At 64.9% G+C, this 17,143-nt stretch carries 19 protein-coding genes, 1 pseudogene and 1 riboswitch; of the genes and pseudogenes, 13 read left to right on the top strand and 7 right to left on the bottom strand.

What is annotated here, in order from left to right; translation table 11 throughout:
- Window positions 1–94: 94 nt before the first annotated feature.
- The 3 genes and pseudogenes from ACWKV7_RS03595 to ACWKV7_RS03585 form a co-directional block, all read right to left on the bottom strand.
- Entirely contained in the window at window positions 95–1,093 is a 999-nt protein-coding gene (locus ACWKV7_RS03595; RefSeq protein ID WP_483856250.1) for an AraC family transcriptional regulator, read from the bottom strand.
- Between the two features lie 65 nt (window positions 1,094–1,158).
- Window positions 1,159–1,611 (bottom strand): EAL domain-containing protein, encoded by a 453-nt coding sequence (locus ACWKV7_RS03590; protein ID WP_483856284.1) that lies wholly within the window; start codon window positions 1,609–1,611, stop codon window positions 1,159–1,161.
- Between the two features lie 94 nt (window positions 1,612–1,705).
- Window positions 1,706–2,011: pseudogene (locus ACWKV7_RS03585) on the bottom strand (MASE3 domain-containing protein); the annotation flags it as partial.
- On the opposite strand from ACWKV7_RS03585, the gene ACWKV7_RS03580 reads away from it, so the two are divergent.
- The 5 genes from ACWKV7_RS03580 (at window position 1,910) to trhA (ending at window position 6,456) form a co-directional block, all read left to right on the top strand.
- Complete coding sequence (locus ACWKV7_RS03580) at window positions 1,910–2,146, top strand: hypothetical protein (protein ID WP_483856285.1); 237 nt, start codon at window positions 1,910–1,912, stop codon at window positions 2,144–2,146. The pseudogene ACWKV7_RS03585 and the gene ACWKV7_RS03580 sit on opposite strands and share 102 nt — an antisense overlap.
- Before the next feature lie 250 nt (window positions 2,147–2,396).
- On the top strand, window positions 2,397–3,536 hold the full coding sequence (locus tag ACWKV7_RS03575) for an acyl-CoA dehydrogenase family protein (RefSeq protein ID WP_483856249.1): 1,140 nt from the start codon (window positions 2,397–2,399) through the stop codon (window positions 3,534–3,536).
- Window positions 3,537–3,706: 170 nt separating this feature from the next.
- The gene (locus ACWKV7_RS03570) at window positions 3,707–4,531 is read left to right on the top strand and encodes an amidohydrolase family protein (RefSeq protein WP_483856248.1); all 825 of its coding nucleotides are present in this window, start codon (window positions 3,707–3,709) and stop codon (window positions 4,529–4,531) included.
- A 27-nt stretch (window positions 4,532–4,558) separates the two neighbouring features.
- A complete protein-coding gene (locus ACWKV7_RS03565; RefSeq protein WP_483856247.1) occupies window positions 4,559–5,740 on the top strand; it encodes a CaiB/BaiF CoA transferase family protein in 1,182 nt (393 codons plus the stop codon).
- Window positions 5,741–5,838: 98 nt separating this feature from the next.
- On the top strand, window positions 5,839–6,456 hold the full coding sequence (gene trhA / locus ACWKV7_RS03560; RefSeq protein ID WP_483856246.1) for a PAQR family membrane homeostasis protein TrhA: 618 nt from the start codon (window positions 5,839–5,841) through the stop codon (window positions 6,454–6,456).
- A 6-nt stretch (window positions 6,457–6,462) separates the two neighbouring features.
- On the opposite strand, the gene ACWKV7_RS03555 is transcribed toward trhA, so the two are convergent.
- The 4 genes from ACWKV7_RS03555 to ACWKV7_RS03540 form a co-directional block, all read right to left on the bottom strand.
- Window positions 6,463–6,957: a SprT family zinc-dependent metalloprotease gene (locus tag ACWKV7_RS03555; protein WP_483856245.1), complete on the bottom strand. Its 495-nt coding sequence runs from the start codon at window positions 6,955–6,957 to the stop codon at window positions 6,463–6,465.
- Window positions 6,958–7,017: 60 nt separating this feature from the next.
- Window positions 7,018–7,629 carry a Yip1 family protein gene (locus ACWKV7_RS03550; protein WP_483856244.1) on the bottom strand — a complete coding sequence of 204 codons (612 nt, stop codon included), beginning with the start codon at window positions 7,627–7,629 and terminating at the stop codon, window positions 7,018–7,020.
- A 136-nt stretch (window positions 7,630–7,765) separates the two neighbouring features.
- Window positions 7,766–8,365 carry a Yip1 family protein gene (locus tag ACWKV7_RS03545; protein ID WP_483856243.1) on the bottom strand — a complete coding sequence of 200 codons (600 nt, stop codon included), beginning with the start codon at window positions 8,363–8,365 and terminating at the stop codon, window positions 7,766–7,768.
- A 167-nt stretch (window positions 8,366–8,532) separates the two neighbouring features.
- Window positions 8,533–9,129 (bottom strand): DNA-J related domain-containing protein, encoded by a 597-nt coding sequence (locus ACWKV7_RS03540; protein WP_483856242.1) that lies wholly within the window; start codon window positions 9,127–9,129, stop codon window positions 8,533–8,535.
- 111 nt (window positions 9,130–9,240) lie between these two features.
- Here ACWKV7_RS03540 and ttcA point away from each other — a divergent pair, with 111 nt between their 5' ends.
- From ttcA to btuB, 8 genes are all read left to right on the top strand, one after another.
- Window positions 9,241–10,065: a tRNA 2-thiocytidine(32) synthetase TtcA gene (gene ttcA, locus ACWKV7_RS03535; protein ID WP_483856241.1), complete on the top strand. Its 825-nt coding sequence runs from the start codon at window positions 9,241–9,243 to the stop codon at window positions 10,063–10,065.
- A gap of 55 nt (window positions 10,066–10,120) precedes the next feature.
- On the top strand, window positions 10,121–10,792 hold the full coding sequence (locus ACWKV7_RS03530) for a DNA-3-methyladenine glycosylase I (RefSeq protein WP_483856240.1): 672 nt from the start codon (window positions 10,121–10,123) through the stop codon (window positions 10,790–10,792).
- Window positions 10,793–11,740: 948 nt separating this feature from the next.
- Window positions 11,741–12,508, top strand: a complete 768-nt coding sequence (locus ACWKV7_RS03525; RefSeq protein ID WP_483856239.1) for an NAD-dependent deacylase — start codon at window positions 11,741–11,743, stop codon at window positions 12,506–12,508.
- Window positions 12,509–12,576: 68 nt separating this feature from the next.
- Entirely contained in the window at window positions 12,577–13,173 is a 597-nt protein-coding gene (locus tag ACWKV7_RS03520; RefSeq protein ID WP_483856238.1) for a C40 family peptidase, read from the top strand.
- Window positions 13,174–13,252: 79 nt separating this feature from the next.
- Entirely contained in the window at window positions 13,253–13,780 is a 528-nt protein-coding gene (locus tag ACWKV7_RS03515) for a C40 family peptidase (RefSeq protein WP_483856237.1), read from the top strand.
- 48 nt (window positions 13,781–13,828) lie between these two features.
- Complete coding sequence (locus ACWKV7_RS03510) at window positions 13,829–14,491, top strand: class I SAM-dependent methyltransferase (RefSeq protein ID WP_483856236.1); 663 nt, start codon at window positions 13,829–13,831, stop codon at window positions 14,489–14,491.
- Window positions 14,492–14,547: 56 nt separating this feature from the next.
- Window positions 14,548–14,868, top strand: a complete 321-nt coding sequence (locus ACWKV7_RS03505; protein ID WP_483856235.1) for a hypothetical protein — start codon at window positions 14,548–14,550, stop codon at window positions 14,866–14,868.
- A gap of 77 nt (window positions 14,869–14,945) precedes the next feature.
- Window positions 14,946–15,148, top strand: a riboswitch (cobalamin riboswitch).
- A 115-nt stretch (window positions 15,149–15,263) separates the two neighbouring features.
- A complete protein-coding gene (gene btuB, locus ACWKV7_RS03500) occupies window positions 15,264–17,138 on the top strand; it encodes a TonB-dependent vitamin B12 receptor (protein WP_483856234.1) in 1,875 nt (624 codons plus the stop codon).
- Window positions 17,139–17,143: the final 5 nt, after the last annotated feature.

The raw sequence follows: 17,143 nt of genomic DNA, 5'->3' as shown, positions 1-17,143 counted from the left end.
CAGCGAAAGGGACCCTTCAGCCTAGGTCGCGTGCAGCCCGTTGTGAAGCGACCTGGCCGGGGGTACGTCCCCACCTTGGTTTCCCCGGCTTGGCTCAGCTTTCCTGGGCGCGGTAGGCGCCGGGGGTCAGCCCGGTCCATTTCTTGAACGCGCGATGGAAGGCCGAGGGTTCGGAGAAACCGAGCTGTTCGGCGATGGCCTGGATCGACAGCTCGTCGCGCCCCAGGTGGTAGATGGCCAGGTCGCGGCGCAGGTGGTCCTTGAGTTCCTGGAAGCTGCTGCCTTCCTCGCGCAGATGGCGGCGCAGGGTTTGCGGACTCATGTGCAGTTGCTGGGCGACGCGCTCCAGGTCCGGCCAGTGCTCGCAGTCGCGACCGAGCAGGCGGCGGATCTGGCTGGTCAGGCTGTCGCCGCCGTCCGGGCGGGCCAGCAGGTCGGCCGGCGAGCACTCGAGGAATTGCTTGAGTGTGCGTTCGTCCTGCAGCAGCGGCATAGCCAGGTAGCGGGCGTGGAACAGCAGGCTGGTGCTGCCGGCGGCGAAGCGCCGGGGGCAGGGGAACAGCAGGTCGTACTCGCTGCCATGGGCGGGTTCGCAATAGGCGAAAGTGGCTTCCTCCAGACGAATGCGCTGGCCGATCAGCCAACTGCCGAGGCGGTGCCAGATGACCAGCAGGCTTTCCACCAGGAAGTGGTCCGGGTCCCAGAGCATCGAGTCATGCACTGTAAGCCGCGCCCAGTTGCCTTCGCGTCGTAGTTCGATGCCCGGGGCCTCGGGAAACAGGGCGTAGAACAGCGCGCCGCGGCTCAGGGCCTTTTCCAGGCTGCGGCAGTGGATGATGGCGTGGCACATCATGGCGAAGGTGCCGCGCTTGCTGCGCTGACGGCCGAAACCAAGGTATTCGTCGTCGAGGGATTCCCAGAGCAATTGCATCAGGCGGGCGAACTGCTCGGGGGCGATGCGTGCCCGTGGCTCCTCCAGTACCGCGGGCTGGATACCTGCCTGGCGCAGCACGGCGGTGCAGTCGTGTTGCTGCCGCTCGGCACCGCGCAAGGCGGCACGCACGAAGTGGCTGGCGATGGTGCGCTCGCGCATAGGTCTGGCCCAGGAATCGAGAGGGCCGATGGTAGGCGCGGCGTGCGCGTCGGGACAAGGCGGAATCAGGCCCTCGGCGAGGGGATTTCCGCCAACTCCTGGGTTTGCAACAGTGCTTTGAGTACTGCCGCTACTTCATCGGCGGGCAATGGCTTGGCATGCAGATAGCCTTGCACTTCGGCGCAACCCAGGCGCCGCAGCTCATCGGCGGTGCGTTTGTCTTCCACGCCTTCGGCGATGGTTTTCAGCCCCAGCGACTGGGCCATGTGCAGGATGGCGGTGACCAGGGCAACGCCATCGCTCGTCGTGGTCAGGTCGCGGATGAACGACTGGTCGATCTTCAGCTTGTCCACCGCCAGCCGGCTCAGGTAGGCGAGGCTGGAATAGCCGGTGCCGAAGTCGTCGATCGACAACTTCACGCCCAACGCCTTGAGCTGTTGCACGGTGACCAGCACCTGCTCGGTGTCCTCGATCAGGCTCGATTCGGTCAGTTCCAGCTCCAGGGCCGAGGCGGGCAGACCTGGTGAAGGACCCCACTCGCCGACCTGGGTGAGAGGTCAGCCCGGAACCGGGGATGAAGGGGCGCGGCCACCGGTGCGGGAAACCCAGTTGCAGCACGCAAATGCTGCCCACCAGCAGCAGAGCCACCAGCAACAGCAGGTAGCGGCTGTTGGCAGATGCCAGTGGCTGCCAGGGGCGCACGGCGATGACCAGCAGGGTGGTGGTCGCCACCAGCCGCGAGGCCAGCCAGAAGTCGATGGCCTTTTCCGCCGAGGCGGGGGTGACGAAGACCGGCATGCCCTCGTAGGACAGCGCATGAGCGAAATCCAGCAGGCCCACGGCGAGAAAGCCGCACGCCAGCACGATCAGGTTCGCCGGGTGCTCCGGACGATAGGCATGCCAGTTGACGGCGAACACGAGGATGGCGACGGCTACCGCGAACGACTCGGGGCCACCGGAAACCAGACGATGTTCAGCCAGCCCTTGGCCCCCGGTGGAAGAATCCAGACTGCCAGCAGCAACAGCGAGTCCACCGAGCAGCAGGGTCGGTAGCAGGTGGCTGGAAAGACGCGGGCGGAACGGCTCGGGCATGACGGTATCGCCGATGGGTGTCTTCTCGTGGCGAAAGAGACCATGGGGAGTTTGGGGACTTATCTCGTGCGCGACGTCCATGCCTCCAAAGGGCTAGTACGTCCAGGGGCCTTGGTCGAAAGGGTCAATCGAGCCTGAGCGCATGGGTCATTGAGCCGCCGGGGCGGCGGCGCCTACCCTGCTGGACGTCTCATCAGGGAGCGATTCCGCCATGCAGCGCATTCATTTCGAAACCGAGCACAATCTGTTCCGCGACGCCTTCCGCGCCTTTCTGCAAAGGGAGGTGGTGCCCCACCAGGACGCCTGGGAGGAGGCCGGGATGGTCGACCGTGAGGTGTGGCGCAAGGCCGGCGAGATGGGCTTTCTGTTGCCCTGGGCGGATGAACGCTACGGCGGCACCGGACTGAACGACTTCCGCTATGAGCAGATCATCTGCGAGGAACTGGCCTACATCAACGAGCCGGGTTTCATCATCCCGCTGCATTCGGCGCTCTGTGCACCCTATATCGCCGAGTACGGCAGCGACGCGCAGAAGGAACGCTTGCTGCCGGGCGCCATCCGCGGCGAGACCATTCTCGCGGTGGCGATGACCGAGCCGTCCGCCGGCTCCGATCTGGCTGGCATGCGTACCACCGCTGTCGACAAGGGCGACCACTACGAGCTGAACGGCTCCAAGGTATTCATCTCCAACGGCCTGCTGGCCGACGTGGTGATCGTCGCGGCCAAGACCGACCCGGCGAACAAGCACGCCATGGGGCTGTTCCTGGTCGAGCGTGGCATGGAAGGCTTCGAGCGCGGGCGCAACCTGAAGAAGCTGGGCATGAAGAGCCAGGACACCGCCGAGCTGTTCTTCAACCAGGTCAAGGTGCCCAAGGAAAACCTGCTCGGTGATGCCAAGGGCGGTTTCTTCTACCTGATGAACATGCTGGCCCAGGAGCGCCTGACCAACGCCTGCGCGGCGGTGGCCGGCGCCGAGGCAGCGCTGCAGACCACCATCGACTACGTGAAGGAGCGCACGGCCTTCGACCGGCCTGTCGCGCACTTCCAGAACACCCGCTTCAAGCTGGCCGAGATGCGCACGCAGATCGACGTCGCCCAGGTATTCGTCGACCGCTGCGTGATGGACCACAACCAGAAGAAACTCACCCCGGAAGTGGCCGCCGAAGCCAAGCTGTTCACCACCGAACTGCTCGGCCGGGTGGTCGATGAAGGCGTGCAATTGCATGGCGGCTGGGGCTACATGTGGGAATACCCGATCTGCAAGATGTATGCGAACGCACGCATCCAGCGCATTTTCGCCGGCACTTCGGAGATCATGAAAGAGATCATCAGCCGTGGCATGAAGCTCTGACGGCAAGCATGTAGGGGCGAATTTATTCGCCAAGGCGGCCCGGCCAGGCGAATGAATTCGCCTCTACAAGTGTGCGGGTGCAATCCATGTGGGGCGGGTGAAGCCCGCCGCGTGCCCTGCCAATTGCTACGCGGCCGCTGGCGGGGTTGGTACATCGACGAGGAGGCCCTATGACCGGAGCCATCGACGCCTGGGCACAGCCGGCAGGCGGCAGCCTGCGCCAGCGCATGCCGGAGATCGTCCGGCTGTTCGAAAAATCCGGCTCGGCGCATCTGCTTGACGAGCGCCTGACGCCCGAGCAGACCGTGGCCCAGATGGATGAGGCCGGCGTGGACACGCTGATGCTCGCCGCCTGGTGTCGCCCCGAAGGCTGGGTCTACAGCAACGACGAGATCGCCGAATTCACCCGCGCCTTTCCCGAGCGCTTCGTCGGTGTCGCCAGTGTCGACCTGAGCAAGCCGATGGCGGCGGTGCGCGAGCTGGAGCGGGCCGTCGTCGAACTGGGTTGCAAGGCCCTGCGCATCGTGCCCTGGCTATGGAAACTGCCGCCCAATCATCGGCTCTACTATCCGCTGTATGTGAAGTGCATCGAGCTGGACATCCCGTTCTGCACCCAGGTCGGCCATACCGGTCCGCTGATGCCCTCGGAAACCGGCCGTCCGGTGCCCTATCTGGACGAAGTCGCGCTGGAATTTCCCGAGCTGCGCATCGTCGCCGGGCATATCGGCCATCCCTGGACGGAGGAGATGATCGGCGTGGCCTGGAAGCACGATAGCGTCTATATCGACACCTCGGCCTACCTGCCGCGCTATTACCCGCAGGCGCTGCTGCAGTTCATGCAAAGCTACGGGCAGGACAAGGTGCTGTTCGGCAGTAACTTCCCGCAACTGTCCCTCGGCCGCTGCATGACCCAGGTCAAGGCGTTGGGGCTGAGCCAGGATGTGGAGGCCAAGTTTCTCCATGGCAATGCTCGCCAGGTCTTCCGCCTGGACTGAGCCGGCGTCAATGATTCAGGAGTGCCCATGAAAGGCCCGTTGTCCTCGCTGAAGATTCTCGACTTTTCCACGCTGTTGCCGGGGCCGTTCGCTTCGATGCTGCTGGCCGACATGGGCGCCGAGGTGTTGCGGGTGGAGTCGCCCAGCCGCATGGACCTGGTGCGCCTGCTGCCGCCCCACGATGGCGGCGTTTCTGCCAGTCACGCCTACTTGAACCGCAACAAGCGCGGCATCGCCCTGGACCTGAAACAGCCGGAAGCGCTGGAAGTGGTGGCGAAGCTGGTGCAGGACTACGACATCGTCATCGAACAGTTCCGCCCCGGGGTGATGGACAAACTCGGCCTTGGCTACGCGGCCCTGAAGGCACTCAATCCTCGGTTGATCTACGTCTCCATCACCGGCTACGGCCAGACCGGACCCTATCGGGAACGGGCCGGTCACGACATCAATTACCTGGCGCTCTCCGGCCTGGCCAGCTACACCGGCCGCCGCGACAGCGGGCCGCTGCCTCTGGGCGTGCAGGTGGCGGACATCGCCGGCGGCTCCCACCACGCGGTGATGGGCCTGCTGGCCGCGGTGATCCAGCGCCAGCAGACCGGCGAAGGCCAGCACGTGGACATCAGCATGAGCGACTGCGCCTTCGGCCTGCATGCCATGGCCGGTGCCGGTTACCTGGCTGCCGGCATCGAGCCGGACATGGAAAACCAGGCTCTCAACGGCGGCAGCTTCTACGACTACTACCGCACCCGCGACGGCCGCTGGTTCTCCGTCGGCAGCCTGGAGCCGCAGTTCATGCAGCCGTTCTGCGCCTCGCTGGGCCGGCCGGAGCTGGCGGCCAAGGGGCTGTCGCCGAAACCGGAAGAGCAGCAGGCCCTCAAGCGCGAGATCGCCCTGGAGTTCGAGAAGCGCGACTTCTCCGACTGGTGCGAGCGCTTTGCCGCGCTGGACGCCTGCGTCGAGCCCATGCTGAGCCTGGCCGAAGCGGCACGGCACCCGCAGTTCCAGGCTCGACAGATGGTGACCGAGGTGCCGCGGGAGGGCGCCGAGCCGCAGCGGCAGATCGCCTGCCCGATCAAGTTCTCCGGCGGCTTGCCGCCGGCCCGGCATATCGGTGTCGCCCTCGGCGCCCATACCGAGCAGGTGTTGCTCGACCTCGGCTATTCGGCGCAGCGCATCGCCGAATTGAAGGTAGCCAAGGTCATCGCCTGAGCGGCCCGGTTGGCCGCAATACCGCCGAGACTTGCTACCCTTGGCCGCGAACGGACCTGGGCACTCGCTCGGGCGTGGCCATCGGAAGTTGAGCACGCATGTATCACGGGGAAAAATTCAACGCCTGGACGCACCTGGTCGGCGCGCTGCTGGCCGCTGTCGGCGCTGTCTGGCTGCTGGTGCTGGCGAGCCTGGATGGCGAGCCGCGCAAGATCGTCAGCGTCGCCCTCTATGGCATCACCCTGGTGCTGCTCTACAGCATTTCGACGCTCTACCACAGTCTGCGGGGGCGGGCGAAGGTGGTCATGCGCAAGCTCGATCACCTGTCGATCTACCTGCTGATCGCCGGCAGCTACACGCCGTTCTGCCTGGTGACTCTGCACGGTCCCTGGGGCTGGTCGCTGTTCGGCGTGGTCTGGGGGCTCGCCGTGCTCGGCATGTTGCAGGAAATCAAGCCACGCTCCGAAGCGCGGGTGCTGTCCATCGTCATCTACGCGGTGATGGGCTGGGTGGTGCTGGTGGCGGTCAAACCGCTGATCGCCGCGCTGGGGCAGGCGGGTTTCGCCTGGCTGGCCGCCGGCGGCGTGCTCTATACCGTGGGTATCGTGTTTTTCGCCTACGACAGCCGCTTCCGCCACTGGCACGGCATCTGGCACCTGTTCGTTATCGCCGGCAGCCTGACGCATTTCATCGCGGTGCTGTTCTATGTGCTCTGAGCGCCCCTACTCCAGCTGCTGCCTGCCGGTGAACACCAGGGTTGCCCGGCAGCGCCGGCAGAAATAGCGGCGCCCCTTGGCGACCAGGGAGTGGCGCTGGGCGGAAAACGGGAACTGCTGCTCCGGGCACTGGCAACGGTAGAGGTAGCGGGTCGCCTTGCGCCTGGCGACTTCATAGGTGTGGCAGCGATCCGGCGGCAGCTCGAACACGCCGCGCATGATCAGTTGCCACTCTTCGCCGTGGGGCTTGATGCCGAGGCCGAACAACTGGTGGGCAACCAGATGTGCCACTTCATGGGCGACGGTCTGGCGCAGGAAGTCCTCGCGGTTTTCCCGGTACAGCTGCGGGTTGAAGCGCAGCAGGTTTTCCGTCAGGTGCGCCACCCCGGCCTTCTGCCCGCGCAGCCGCAGGCTCACCTGCGGGCGTGGGAAGCTGCGCTTGAAGAAGGCCTCGGCCTGCTGGTAGCAGGCCTCGACGCGGGCGTTGAGCTGTTCGGGCATATCGGCACTCCGGAGGCGGCGATTATGCCGCAAGCGGTGCGCCGGTCGAACCGCCGGGTGTCAGCGCGTCAGCAATCGCTGATAGTCGGGCAGCAGGTAGTACTGCCAGAACAGGATCATCGACACCAGGATGGTGACCAGTACCAGCAGGCCGACACCCCAGATCGCGCTGGCATAGAGAAAACCCAGGTTGCTGCGAATGCGCATGAATACCGGCAGGCCCAGGTACAGCAGGAAGCTCGAATACAGCGAGGCCAGGCCGAGTATCGCCACCGCCAGCCAGCGGTCCGGATAGAGCGCAGCCAGGCCGGCGAGCAGGTAGGGGCTTTCCACGTAGGCCATGAAGCCGATGCACTGGTTGAGCGTCGGTCGGGAGCCGAAGGTGAACGACATCCAGCGCACGAACCCACCCATGATCAGCGTGCCGAGCAGGATCGTCAGGTACAGCAGGAGGCACAGTTGCAGGGCGCTGGGAGTGGTGAGGGTTACCGTTTCATCCTCCACCAGGCTCCAGCCGGTCCGGGTCGTACCGATGAACAGGCAGAGGGTGGGCAGCAGCGACAGCAGCAACAGGTGAGGCAGGTAGTGCAGGCTGTTGCGTTCTTCTTCCTGGCGGATTGCCTCCCAGGTGCGTTCCGGGCGGAACAACAGCGTCAAGCAATGCGGCAGCATGGGGCTCTCCTCGAACACAGCGCGGCGAAACGTCGCCCTTATGCTGGTTAGACGGCACAGGAGAGCAGGGTTCAGAGCATGCCGGAAACGCAGAAGCCGCCCGCGGGCGGCTTCTTGGCAGGGGGGAGCGCGTCCCTTAGCTGGTGTACACCGGGCCGAGGCCGAAGCCCCACAGAATCACCGACATCGCGATCATCGCCACCAGTACCACCAGGCCCACTGCCAGCACCGAACTGGAGAACAGGAAACCTTCGTCCCGCGGGATGTTCATGAAGGTCGGTATGCCCACGTACAGCAGGTACACCGTGTAGCAGATCGATGCGGTACCGACGAACATCGCCAGCCACAGGTTGGGATACAGCGCCGCCAGCCCGCCGACGAACAGCGGCGTTGCGGTATAGGCGGCGAACACCACGCACTGGGCCAGGGTCGGGCTGGCGTCGTAGGTGCGAGCCATCCAGTGGATGAATGCACCCATCACGGCAACGCCGGCGAGCATGGCCAGGTAGGACATCAGGGTCATCTGCAGGGCACTGGCCTGGGTAAGCTTGACCGCCGCCCCCGTGCCGAAGCTCCAGCCGACCTGGGTGGTTCCGATGTAGGCGGAAATGACCGGAATGGCCGCCAGTATCAGGATGTGGGTGAAGTACATGTGGCTGATGGTTTCTTCTTCGCCACGGATTTCCTGCCATTCCTGGTCGGGATGGGCGAACAATCCCCAAACGTGATGGATCATGGCCAACACTCCTCTTGTTGTTATAACGATCGCCCCCCAGCGAAACGCCCGATGCGCGTATGCAGCGCCACCGGGTGCAGGCCGAACCTGTGCGACCGTATGTCGCAGTATAGGCACGGCTTTGCCCACACGGTTCATCGGGCTTTAGAGCAAATTCGTCTTAAGGCTCAGCGGTAATAGCGCTGAAGTATTTCCATGGCCTTGTTGATCGATTGCAGGCGGCTGGTGCTGCCGCCGCGGTCGGGATGGTGCTGGCTGACCAACTGACGATAGCGATGGCGGATGGTGGCGAGGTCCAGCGGCTTGTTCACTTCCGCCAGCTCGAACAATTCCAGGGCCGCGCGCTTCTCATCGCCGCCTTGCATGCGGGTCCAGAAGCTGGAGAGAAGCTTTTCCACGTCGTCTTCGCTGGTATCGCGCAGGTGGCTCATGTCCAGGTAGTAGTCGCGCAGCGGGTCCTGCTCGCAGAGCGCGGATTCGCCTGCCTGATAAGGCTGCAACTGGATGCACATCGGGCTGATCTGCAGGAATGCGCTCTGCTCGGCCCACAGGCGGTCGCGCAGTTGATAAAGCGCGTTGAACAGCAGGAAGTGGGTGCGGAACAGCACCAGTTTGTCGGTCAGCGCCACGTTGGGAATATGCGTCGAATGCCGCGCCTTGAGCGTCTGGATCAACTGGTATTCGCTACAGCCTTGCGGGTGCTCGCGCAGCAACACCAGCAACTGGTCGCCCAGTTCGTGGTTGGGATTCAGGTCTTCGGTCATGGGGCGAGCCTAACACAGGCACCCGACGGGTTACGCGCCGACCCCTGGGGCTGGCGGCGCTTTCCGCGTAAAATGCCGGCCTTTTCGCAGCTCCCCCGGATTCGACGCACCATGGGCACTCTCTCGGTCAACCAGAACAAATTGCAGAAACGCTTGCGCCGCCTGGCCGGCGAGGCGGTCACCGACTTCAACATGATCGAGGACGGTGACAAGGTCATGGTCTGCCTGTCCGGCGGCAAGGACAGCTACACCATGCTCGACGTGCTGCTCTACCTGCAGAAGGTGGCGCCGATCCAGTTCGAGATCGTCGCGGTGAACATGGACCAGAAGCAGCCGGGCTTCCCCGAGCATGTGCTGCCGGCCTACCTCGAGTCCATCGGCGTGGCGTACCACATCGTCGAGAAAGACACCTACTCGGTGGTCAAGGAGAAGATCCCGGAAGGCAAGACCACCTGCTCGCTGTGCTCGCGCCTGCGCCGCGGCACGCTGTACACCTTCGCCGACGAGATCGGCGCGACCAAGATGGCTCTCGGTCATCACCGCGACGACATCCTGGAAACCTTCTTCCTCAACATGTTCTACGGCGGCACCCTCAAGGCCATGCCGCCCAAGCTGCTGGCCGACGACGGTCGCAACGTGGTGATCCGCCCGCTGGCCTATTGCAGCGAAGCGGACATCGAGGCCTACAGCCAGCTCAAGCAGTTCCCGATCATTCCCTGCAACCTCTGCGGCTCCCAGGAAAACCTGCAGCGCCAGGTGGTCAAGGAAATGTTGCAGGAGTGGGAGCGCAAGTCGCCAGGGCGTACTGAGATCATGTTCCGCGCCTTGCAGAACGTGGTGCCGTCGCAACTGGCCGACCGCAACCTGTTCGATTTCAAGAGCCTGAAGATCGACGACTCGGCCACGCCGCGCTTTCTTGATGTCATGAATCTCTGACCCGCAGCGACGGGCCCGCCCCGCGAAGCACTGCGACATCACCCAAGGATCCGGCATGCGCGACTACAAATGGCTCCATGAGTACTGCCTGAACCGCTTCGGCTCGGCCGCTGCCCTGGAAGCCCGGCTGCCGCAACCGCGTAGCACCGAGGAGCTACGGGCGCTGAGCGACGATCGCTACCTGTCGTTGATCGCCCTGCGCGTCTTTCGCGCCGGCCTCAAGCACAGCCTGGTGGACGCCAAGTGGTCGGCCTTTGAAGAGGTCTTCTTCGGCTTCGATCCGCAGAAAGTCGTGCTGATGGGCGCCGAGCACCTTGAACGGTTGATGCAGGACGCGCGTTTGATTCGTCACCTCGGCAAGCTCAAGAGCGTGCCGCGCAACGCCCAGTTCGTGCTCGACGTGCAGAAGGAGAAGGGCAGCTTCGGCGCGTTGATCGCCGACTGGCCGGTGACCGATATTGTCGGCCTGTGGAAATACCTGGCCAAGCACGGCAACCAGCTTGGTGGCTTGTCTGCACCGCGCTTCCTGCGCATGGTCGGCAAGGACACCTTCATTCCCACCGACGATATGGTCGCCGCGCTCAGGGCCCAGGAGGTCATCGACAAGGCCCCTACCAGCCAGAAGGAGCTTGCCGCGGTACAAGCAGCCTTCAACCAGTGGCATACAGAGAGCGGCCGGCCACTGTGCCAGCTGTCGGTGATGCTGGCGCATACGGTGAACCACTGAGGGAGCTGCACCGTGCCTTCGGGGTTGCCTGCTCCTGGATACCGGCCTTCGCCTGTATGGCGGACTGGGGGCACGTAGTAGCGGGAGATTTTGCGCCGCTGGAACGTGCCGACAGACTGCTCGGGTTACCGATTTCCTTCTTCGCCCATACAGGCCGTCACCCCGGCGAAGGCCGGGGCAGGGGCTCGGTGTCCTTTGCTGCGGTTTTGGGGCTTCGGTGCGCAGGTGTCTCGGCGCTGCCTATTCTGGATACCGGCCTTCGCCGGTATGACGGGCTGGGGGCATGAAGCAGCGGGAAACTTTGTGCAGCTTGAGCACGCCGACAGACTGTTCGGGAAGCCGATTTCTTTCTTCGCCCACACAGGCTCGTCACCCCGGCGAAGGCCGGGGCAGGGGCTCGGTGTCCTTTGCTGCGGTTTTGGGGGTTCAGTGCGCAGGTGTCTCGGCGTTGCCTGTTCTGGATACCGGCGTTCGCCGGTATGACGGGCTGGGGGGCACGTAGTGGCGGGAGATTTCGCGCCGATTGAGCGTGCCGACAGACTGCACGGGTTACCGATTTCCTTCTTCGCCCACACAGGCTCGTCACACCGGCGAAGGCCGGGGCAGGGGCTCGGTGTCCTTTGCTGCGGTTTTGGGGCTTCGGTGCGCGGATGTCTCGGCGCTGCCTATTCTGGATACCGGCCTTCGCCGGTATGACGGGCTGGGGGCACGTAGCAGCGGCAGATTTCGTGCCGCTTGGGCGCGCCGACAGACTGTTCGGGAATCCGATTTCCTTCTTCGCCCACACAGGCCCGTCACCCCGGCGAAGGCCGGGGTCCAGGGAGCTATGCCGTCGCTTCGGTTTCACTCACTCCCGGAACGCTCTTCGCATGCGCGAACTAATGTCGCTTCGAGCAGAATGGCTCGTCGAGTGTCTGATAGAACCAAAGAGATCGAGGGGAAGTGCATATGGATGAATCGATCGAGAGCGTGGGCCGGGCGCTCGCTCAGGCCGAACGCATTCTTTTCGTGACCGGCGCGGGTCTGTCCGCCGACTCGGGGCTGCCCACCTATCGCGGCCTGGGCGGCCTGTACAACGGCAAGACCGCCGAGGGGCTGCCGATCGAGGCGGCGCTGTCCGGCAGCATGCTGCAGCGCGATCCGGCGCTGTGCTGGAAATACCTCGCCGAGCTGGGCACGGCCTGTCTGGGAGCGAAGCCCAACGCCGGACATGCGGCCATCGCCGAGCTGCAACGGCGCAAACCGGGTTGCTGGGTATTGACGCAGAACATCGACGGCTACCACCGCGCCGCCGGCAGCCCGCCGGAGCGGCTGATCGAGATCCATGGCGAACTGGCGCCGCTGTTCTGTCAATCCTGCGGGCAGGAGAGCTCGGAGCTGGAGGCGCATCTGCAGCGCGAGCTGCCGCCGCGCTGCGAGCGCTGTGCCGGCGTGCTGCGTCCGCCCGTGGTGCTGTTCGAGGAAATGCTGCCGGAGCGCGCCATTGCACAACTGTACGAACAGGTGCGCCAGGGCTTCGACATGGTGCTGGCAGTGGGTACCACGGCGAGCTTCCCCTATATCGTCGAACCCGTGCTGCGCGCGCGTCAGTCTGGTGGCTTCACGGTGGAGGTGAACCCAGGCAAGACCGATCTCAGCCTAATGGTGGACGTGCACCTGCAAGGGCGGGCGTTAGATGTGTTGCCGGCACTGCTGGGTCACATTTCCGGTGATTGAATTTGCACATTGGCGAGGCTGCGGGCATAGTCGCGCCTTTCAAACTCATTTCAGACACGGTCGTGCCCATGCTCAAGCGCTTCGCACCCCTCGTGCCCCTCGCACTGGCCTTGCTGCTCGGCGCCTGCGCCACCCAGCCGACCCCGCGGCTGACCATGCAGCAGCCCCAGGATCGAATCGTCAAACCGGACATCGAAGAGCCGAGCGAAGCCGACATGGCCGCGCTGCTGGACGATGAACCCTACAAATTGCCCAGCCTGTCCGCCGATATCCTCGACCGGGGGCTGGAACTGGTCGGCACGCCGTATCGCTTCGGCGGGCGCACGGTGAAGAGCGGCTTCGACTGCAGCGGCTTCGTCGGCTACCTGTTCGAAGAAGAGGCCGGAATCCAACTGCCGCGCTCCACCGGCGAGCTGATCAAGCTGGATGCGCCGAAGATCGCCCGCGACAAGCTGCAGCCCGGCGACATCCTGTTCTTCAACGACCGTGGTCGTGGTCGCGTCAGCCATGCCGGCATCTACCTGGGCGACGACCAGTTCATCCATTCCTCCAGCCGCCGCAGCGGTGGTGTGCGGGTGGACAGCCTCGACGATCGCTACTGGCGGACCAGCTACATGGAGGCCAAGCGCGTGTTGGCCCAGGCGTCGACCCCGCGCAATCCCTGAGCGATGCCGCGCACGGGCTTGCACCCGCGCGGCGCAGCCGGCAGAGTAGGGCGCAACCAGTCCTCAGGACCGTTTGCCCATGCCTGCCAAGGCCCGCGTCACCCTTCTCGTCTTCATCCTGCTGCTCGGCGCCTGTAGCGGCCGGGCGCCTGCTCCCCCTTCGGTCCAGTACCATCCCCCTGCCGGCGATGTCGCCGAAGGGCGCGCCGACGACGTGCTGTTCCGCGCCCTCGGCCTGGTCGGCACGCCCTATCGCTACGGTGGCAATACGCCGGACTCCGGTTTCGATTGCAGCGGCCTGATCGGCTACGTCTACCGCGATGCCGCCGGCATCAGTCTGCCGCGTTCGACCCGCGAGCTGATCGCCATGGGCGTGCCCAGCGTCGGTCGCGAATCGCTGCGCTCCGGCGACCTGCTGTTCTTTGCCACCGGTGGCGGCGGTCGGGTCAGCCATGCCGGCATCTATGTCGGCGAGGGGCGCTTCGTGCACGCGCCGTCCAGCGGCGGCACCGTACGTCTGGACAGCCTCGCCGATCGCTACTGGCAGAACAGCTACCTGAAGGCCAAACGCGTGCTGGGCAGTGCGCCGCTGGCCCACAACCCCTAACGTTGCCCGAGACACCGGGTCGAAACCGCAAAGCGCAGGGAGCCACTCATGACCAACCGTACCCTCAACCTCGACGACAACCTCTATCGCTACCTGCTCGCCGTTTCCCTGCGGGAGACGCCCTTGCAGCGGCGCCTGCGCGAGGAAACCGCCAAGCTGCCGGTGGCACGCTGGCAGATCGCCCCCGAGCAGGGGCAGTTCATGGCTCTGCTGGTCAGGCTGAGCGGCGCCCGCCGGCTGCTGGAAATCGGCACCTTCACCGGCTACAGCGCCCTGTGCATGGCCGAGGCGCTGCCGCAGGACGGCCAGATGATCTGCTGCGACATTTCCGCCGAATATGGTGAGATTGCCCGGCGCTATTGGCACGAGGCGGGACTGCAAGCGCGTGTCGAACTGCGGTTGGCGCCAGCGCTGGAAACCCTCGACGGGCTGCTCGAGGAAGGGCAGGGCGGGTGCTTCGACCTGGCCTTCATCGATGCCGACAAGACCGGCTATGCATCCTATTACGAACGTTGCCTGGAGCTACTGCGCCCCGGCGGCCTGATTCTCTTCGACAACACCCTGTGGGACGGCCGGGTGCTCGAAACCGAGCCCGCGGACCCTGATACCCGCGCCATCCAGGCGCTGAACCTCAAGCTCAAGGACGATCCCCGTGTCGACCTGTCGCTGCTGCCGATCGGCGACGGCCTGACCCTTTGCCGTAAACGCTGATCGCCAACCGCGACGCGCAGCCCATGCGCGTCGCGGCATCTTCCAAGCCAGCCGCCATGCCCGAACCGATTCGCCTGCCGCCGCAACCCGACGCCTGTGAGCTTTGCGGGCGCAATGCCCCGCTGACGCGCCACCACTTGATCCCCAAGGCCCTGCACGACAAGCCCTATGTGCGCAAACGCTATGCCAGGAGCGAACGCATCACCGCCACCCTCTGGGTCTGCCGTGCCTGTCACAACCACCTGCACAAGACCTTCAGCGAGAAGGAGCTGGCGCTGACCTACAACACTCGCGAGGCCATTCTTGGCGACCCGCGCATACGCCAGTTCGTCGATTGGCTGTCAGGCAAGCCGGCTGGTTTCATGCCTCGTCATTGATCCGCTGCAGGCCTCGTAGCGTCCGGTGTCCGTCAGCAACGGGGCTTGCCGTTGACTGGCCGAGGTTCTGCCTCTAACCTGCGCGCCTTGCTACAGGTGCCCCTCAGCCATGGCTGGAGGGGTGAAACAGGGAAGCCGGTCCGATTCCGGCGCTGCCCCCGCAACGGTAGGCGAGTCAACAACCGCATCCACAGCCACTGTGCTCACGCATGGGAAGGCGCGGTTGGAACCTTCGGGTTCACTCGCGAGCCCGGAGACCGGCCTGTCGCAGTCCATGGCATCGCGGAGGGCTTTGCTTGGCGTACGGACTGTCTTGTCCCGTGGCTCGTACGCCCTTTTTCTCCGCTTGCCTGTCCCAGCCAATGTCGCGCGGGTGGCACGACGGAGAACCCATTTTGATTCGCAAGCCTTATGCGGGATCGGCAGCCTGTGTGCTGCTCGGCATTTCCCTGTTTCCCCTGGCCCATGCCGGCCAGTCCATCGACCTCGACGACCAGGTGGTGACCGCCACCCGCACCGCGCAGACGGCCGAACAGAGCCTCGCTGCGGTCAGCGTGATCGATCGCGAGGCCATCGAGCGCAGCCAGGCGCAGTCGCTGCCGGAGCTGCTCAAGCGGGTGCCCGGTGTCTCCCTCGCCAGCAACGGCGGGCCGGGCAAGGCCACCTCGCTGTTCATGCGCGGGACCAACTCCAACCATGTGCTGGTGCTGATCGATGGCATCAAGATCGGCTCAGTGACTTCCGGCGGCGCCGCCCTGCAGGACCTGCCGGTGGAGCTGATCGAGCGCATCGAAGTGGTGCGCGGCCCGCGTTCCAGCCTGTACGGCTCCGAGGCCATCGGCGGGGTGATCCAGATCTTCACCCGCAAGGGCGAAGGCCGTGGCCACCGGCCGTATTTCTCCGCCGGCTACGGTACCCACGATAGCTACAGCGGTAGTGCCGGGATCGCCGGTGGCGGCAGCGAGGGTTGGTATAACCTGGGCCTTAGCGGCCTGGATACCGACGGCATCAACGCCAAGGAGCCGGGCGCCAGCGGCTATGAGAGCGACGCCGATGGCTACCGCAACCTGGCCCTGGCGCTGAACGGCGGCTATCGCTTCGACAATGGCCTCGAGCTCAGCGGTAACCTGCTGCAAGCCAAGTCGCACAACGACTACGACCAGGTGAATCGCAAGCGCACCGCCGGCTTCGGTGCCAACGCCGACGGCGTGCAGAAGGTCATCGGCGGCAGTGCGCGCTTCGCTCCGCTGGAGCCCTTGCTGGTGACCCTGCAGGCCGGTCGCAGCGAGGACAAGTCCGACAGCAATCTGGACGGCCACTTCGACTCGCGCTTCGACAGCCGGCGCGACACCTTCAGCTGGCAGAACGACCTGCGCCTGGCCGAGGATCACAGCCTGGTCCTCGGCCTGGATTACCAGCGCGACGAGGTCAATGGCACCACCGCCTACGCCGAGGACTCGCGGGACAACAAGGGGGCCTTCGTCCAGTACCTGGGCGGACACGGTCGCCATGACTGGCAACTGTCCCTGCGCCGCGACGACAACGACCAGTTCGGCACCCACGACACCGGCAACCTGGCCTGGGGTTACGCGCTGAGCGATGAGTTGCGTGTGACGGCCAGCTACGGCACGGCATTCAAGGCGCCGACCTTCAACCAACTGTACTTCCCCGGCTTCGGCAACCCGGATTTGCAGGCCGAGGAGTCCGAGAGCATCGAACTCGGCCTGTCCGGGCGGCACGGCTGGGGCCATTGGGCGGTGAACGCCTATCGCACGGAGATCGATAACCTGATCGCCACGGTGCGCGGCGGCAACGGCCAGTTCCGCGCCGAGGGCGTGGACCAGGCGCGCATCCGTGGCCTGGAATTGCTGGTCGGCAGCGAGCTGCTCGGCTGGCAGTGGAGCGCCAACTACACCTTGATGGACGCGGAGAACCGCTCGCAACGTTCGAGCGGAGGGACCGCCTACTACGGCAAGGACCTCAACCGCCGTCCCAGCCAGCTGTTCAACCTGGATGTCGACCGCGCCATCGGCGACTTCAGCGTCGGCGCCAGCCTGCATGCGCAGAACTCGGCCTACGACGACCTGGAAAACCAGAACCAATTGTCCGGCTTCGCCACCCTCGACCTGCGCGGCGAATACCGGCTGAACCCGGAGTGGCGGCTGCAGACCCGCGTGGCCAACCTGCTGGATGCCGACTACCAGACCGTCGACGGCTTCAATCAGCCGGGCCAGGCGGTCTACTTCACCGTGCGCTACCAGGCGCTCTGACCTAA

The sequence above is a fragment of the Zestomonas ipomoeae genome (assembly GCF_057128665.1).
The sequence above is the reverse complement of the archived record's forward strand: the minus strand, read 5'-3'. Positions and strand labels throughout refer to the sequence as shown.

What these genes read in the sequence shown, in the direction of transcription:
- ACWKV7_RS03540 (WP_483856242.1), bottom strand. Translation starts at nt 9,129, where the DNA reads ATGACCGAAGACCTGAATCCCAACCACGAACTGGGCGACCAGTTGCTG.
- ACWKV7_RS03515 (WP_483856237.1), top strand. Translation starts at nt 13,253, where the DNA reads ATGCCTGCCAAGGCCCGCGTCACCCTTCTCGTCTTCATCCTGCTGCTC.
- ACWKV7_RS03545 (WP_483856243.1), bottom strand. Translation starts at nt 8,365, where the DNA reads ATGATCCATCACGTTTGGGGATTGTTCGCCCATCCCGACCAGGAATGG.
- ttcA (WP_483856241.1), top strand. Translation starts at nt 9,241, where the DNA reads ATGGGCACTCTCTCGGTCAACCAGAACAAATTGCAGAAACGCTTGCGC.
- ACWKV7_RS03510 (WP_483856236.1), top strand. Translation starts at nt 13,829, where the DNA reads ATGACCAACCGTACCCTCAACCTCGACGACAACCTCTATCGCTACCTG.
- ACWKV7_RS03565 (WP_483856247.1), top strand. Translation starts at nt 4,559, where the DNA reads ATGAAAGGCCCGTTGTCCTCGCTGAAGATTCTCGACTTTTCCACGCTG.
- ACWKV7_RS03580 (WP_483856285.1), top strand. Translation starts at nt 1,910, where the DNA reads ATGAGCGAAATCCAGCAGGCCCACGGCGAGAAAGCCGCACGCCAGCAC.
- ACWKV7_RS03505 (WP_483856235.1), top strand. Translation starts at nt 14,548, where the DNA reads ATGCCCGAACCGATTCGCCTGCCGCCGCAACCCGACGCCTGTGAGCTT.
- ACWKV7_RS03575 (WP_483856249.1), top strand. Translation starts at nt 2,397, where the DNA reads ATGCAGCGCATTCATTTCGAAACCGAGCACAATCTGTTCCGCGACGCC.
- ACWKV7_RS03570 (WP_483856248.1), top strand. Translation starts at nt 3,707, where the DNA reads ATGACCGGAGCCATCGACGCCTGGGCACAGCCGGCAGGCGGCAGCCTG.
- ACWKV7_RS03520 (WP_483856238.1), top strand. Translation starts at nt 12,577, where the DNA reads ATGCTCAAGCGCTTCGCACCCCTCGTGCCCCTCGCACTGGCCTTGCTG.
- trhA (WP_483856246.1), top strand. Translation starts at nt 5,839, where the DNA reads ATGTATCACGGGGAAAAATTCAACGCCTGGACGCACCTGGTCGGCGCG.
- ACWKV7_RS03525 (WP_483856239.1), top strand. Translation starts at nt 11,741, where the DNA reads ATGGATGAATCGATCGAGAGCGTGGGCCGGGCGCTCGCTCAGGCCGAA.
- ACWKV7_RS03550 (WP_483856244.1), bottom strand. Translation starts at nt 7,629, where the DNA reads ATGCTGCCGCATTGCTTGACGCTGTTGTTCCGCCCGGAACGCACCTGG.
- ACWKV7_RS03595 (WP_483856250.1), bottom strand. Translation starts at nt 1,093, where the DNA reads ATGCGCGAGCGCACCATCGCCAGCCACTTCGTGCGTGCCGCCTTGCGC.
- ACWKV7_RS03530 (WP_483856240.1), top strand. Translation starts at nt 10,121, where the DNA reads ATGCGCGACTACAAATGGCTCCATGAGTACTGCCTGAACCGCTTCGGC.
- ACWKV7_RS03555 (WP_483856245.1), bottom strand. Translation starts at nt 6,957, where the DNA reads ATGCCCGAACAGCTCAACGCCCGCGTCGAGGCCTGCTACCAGCAGGCC.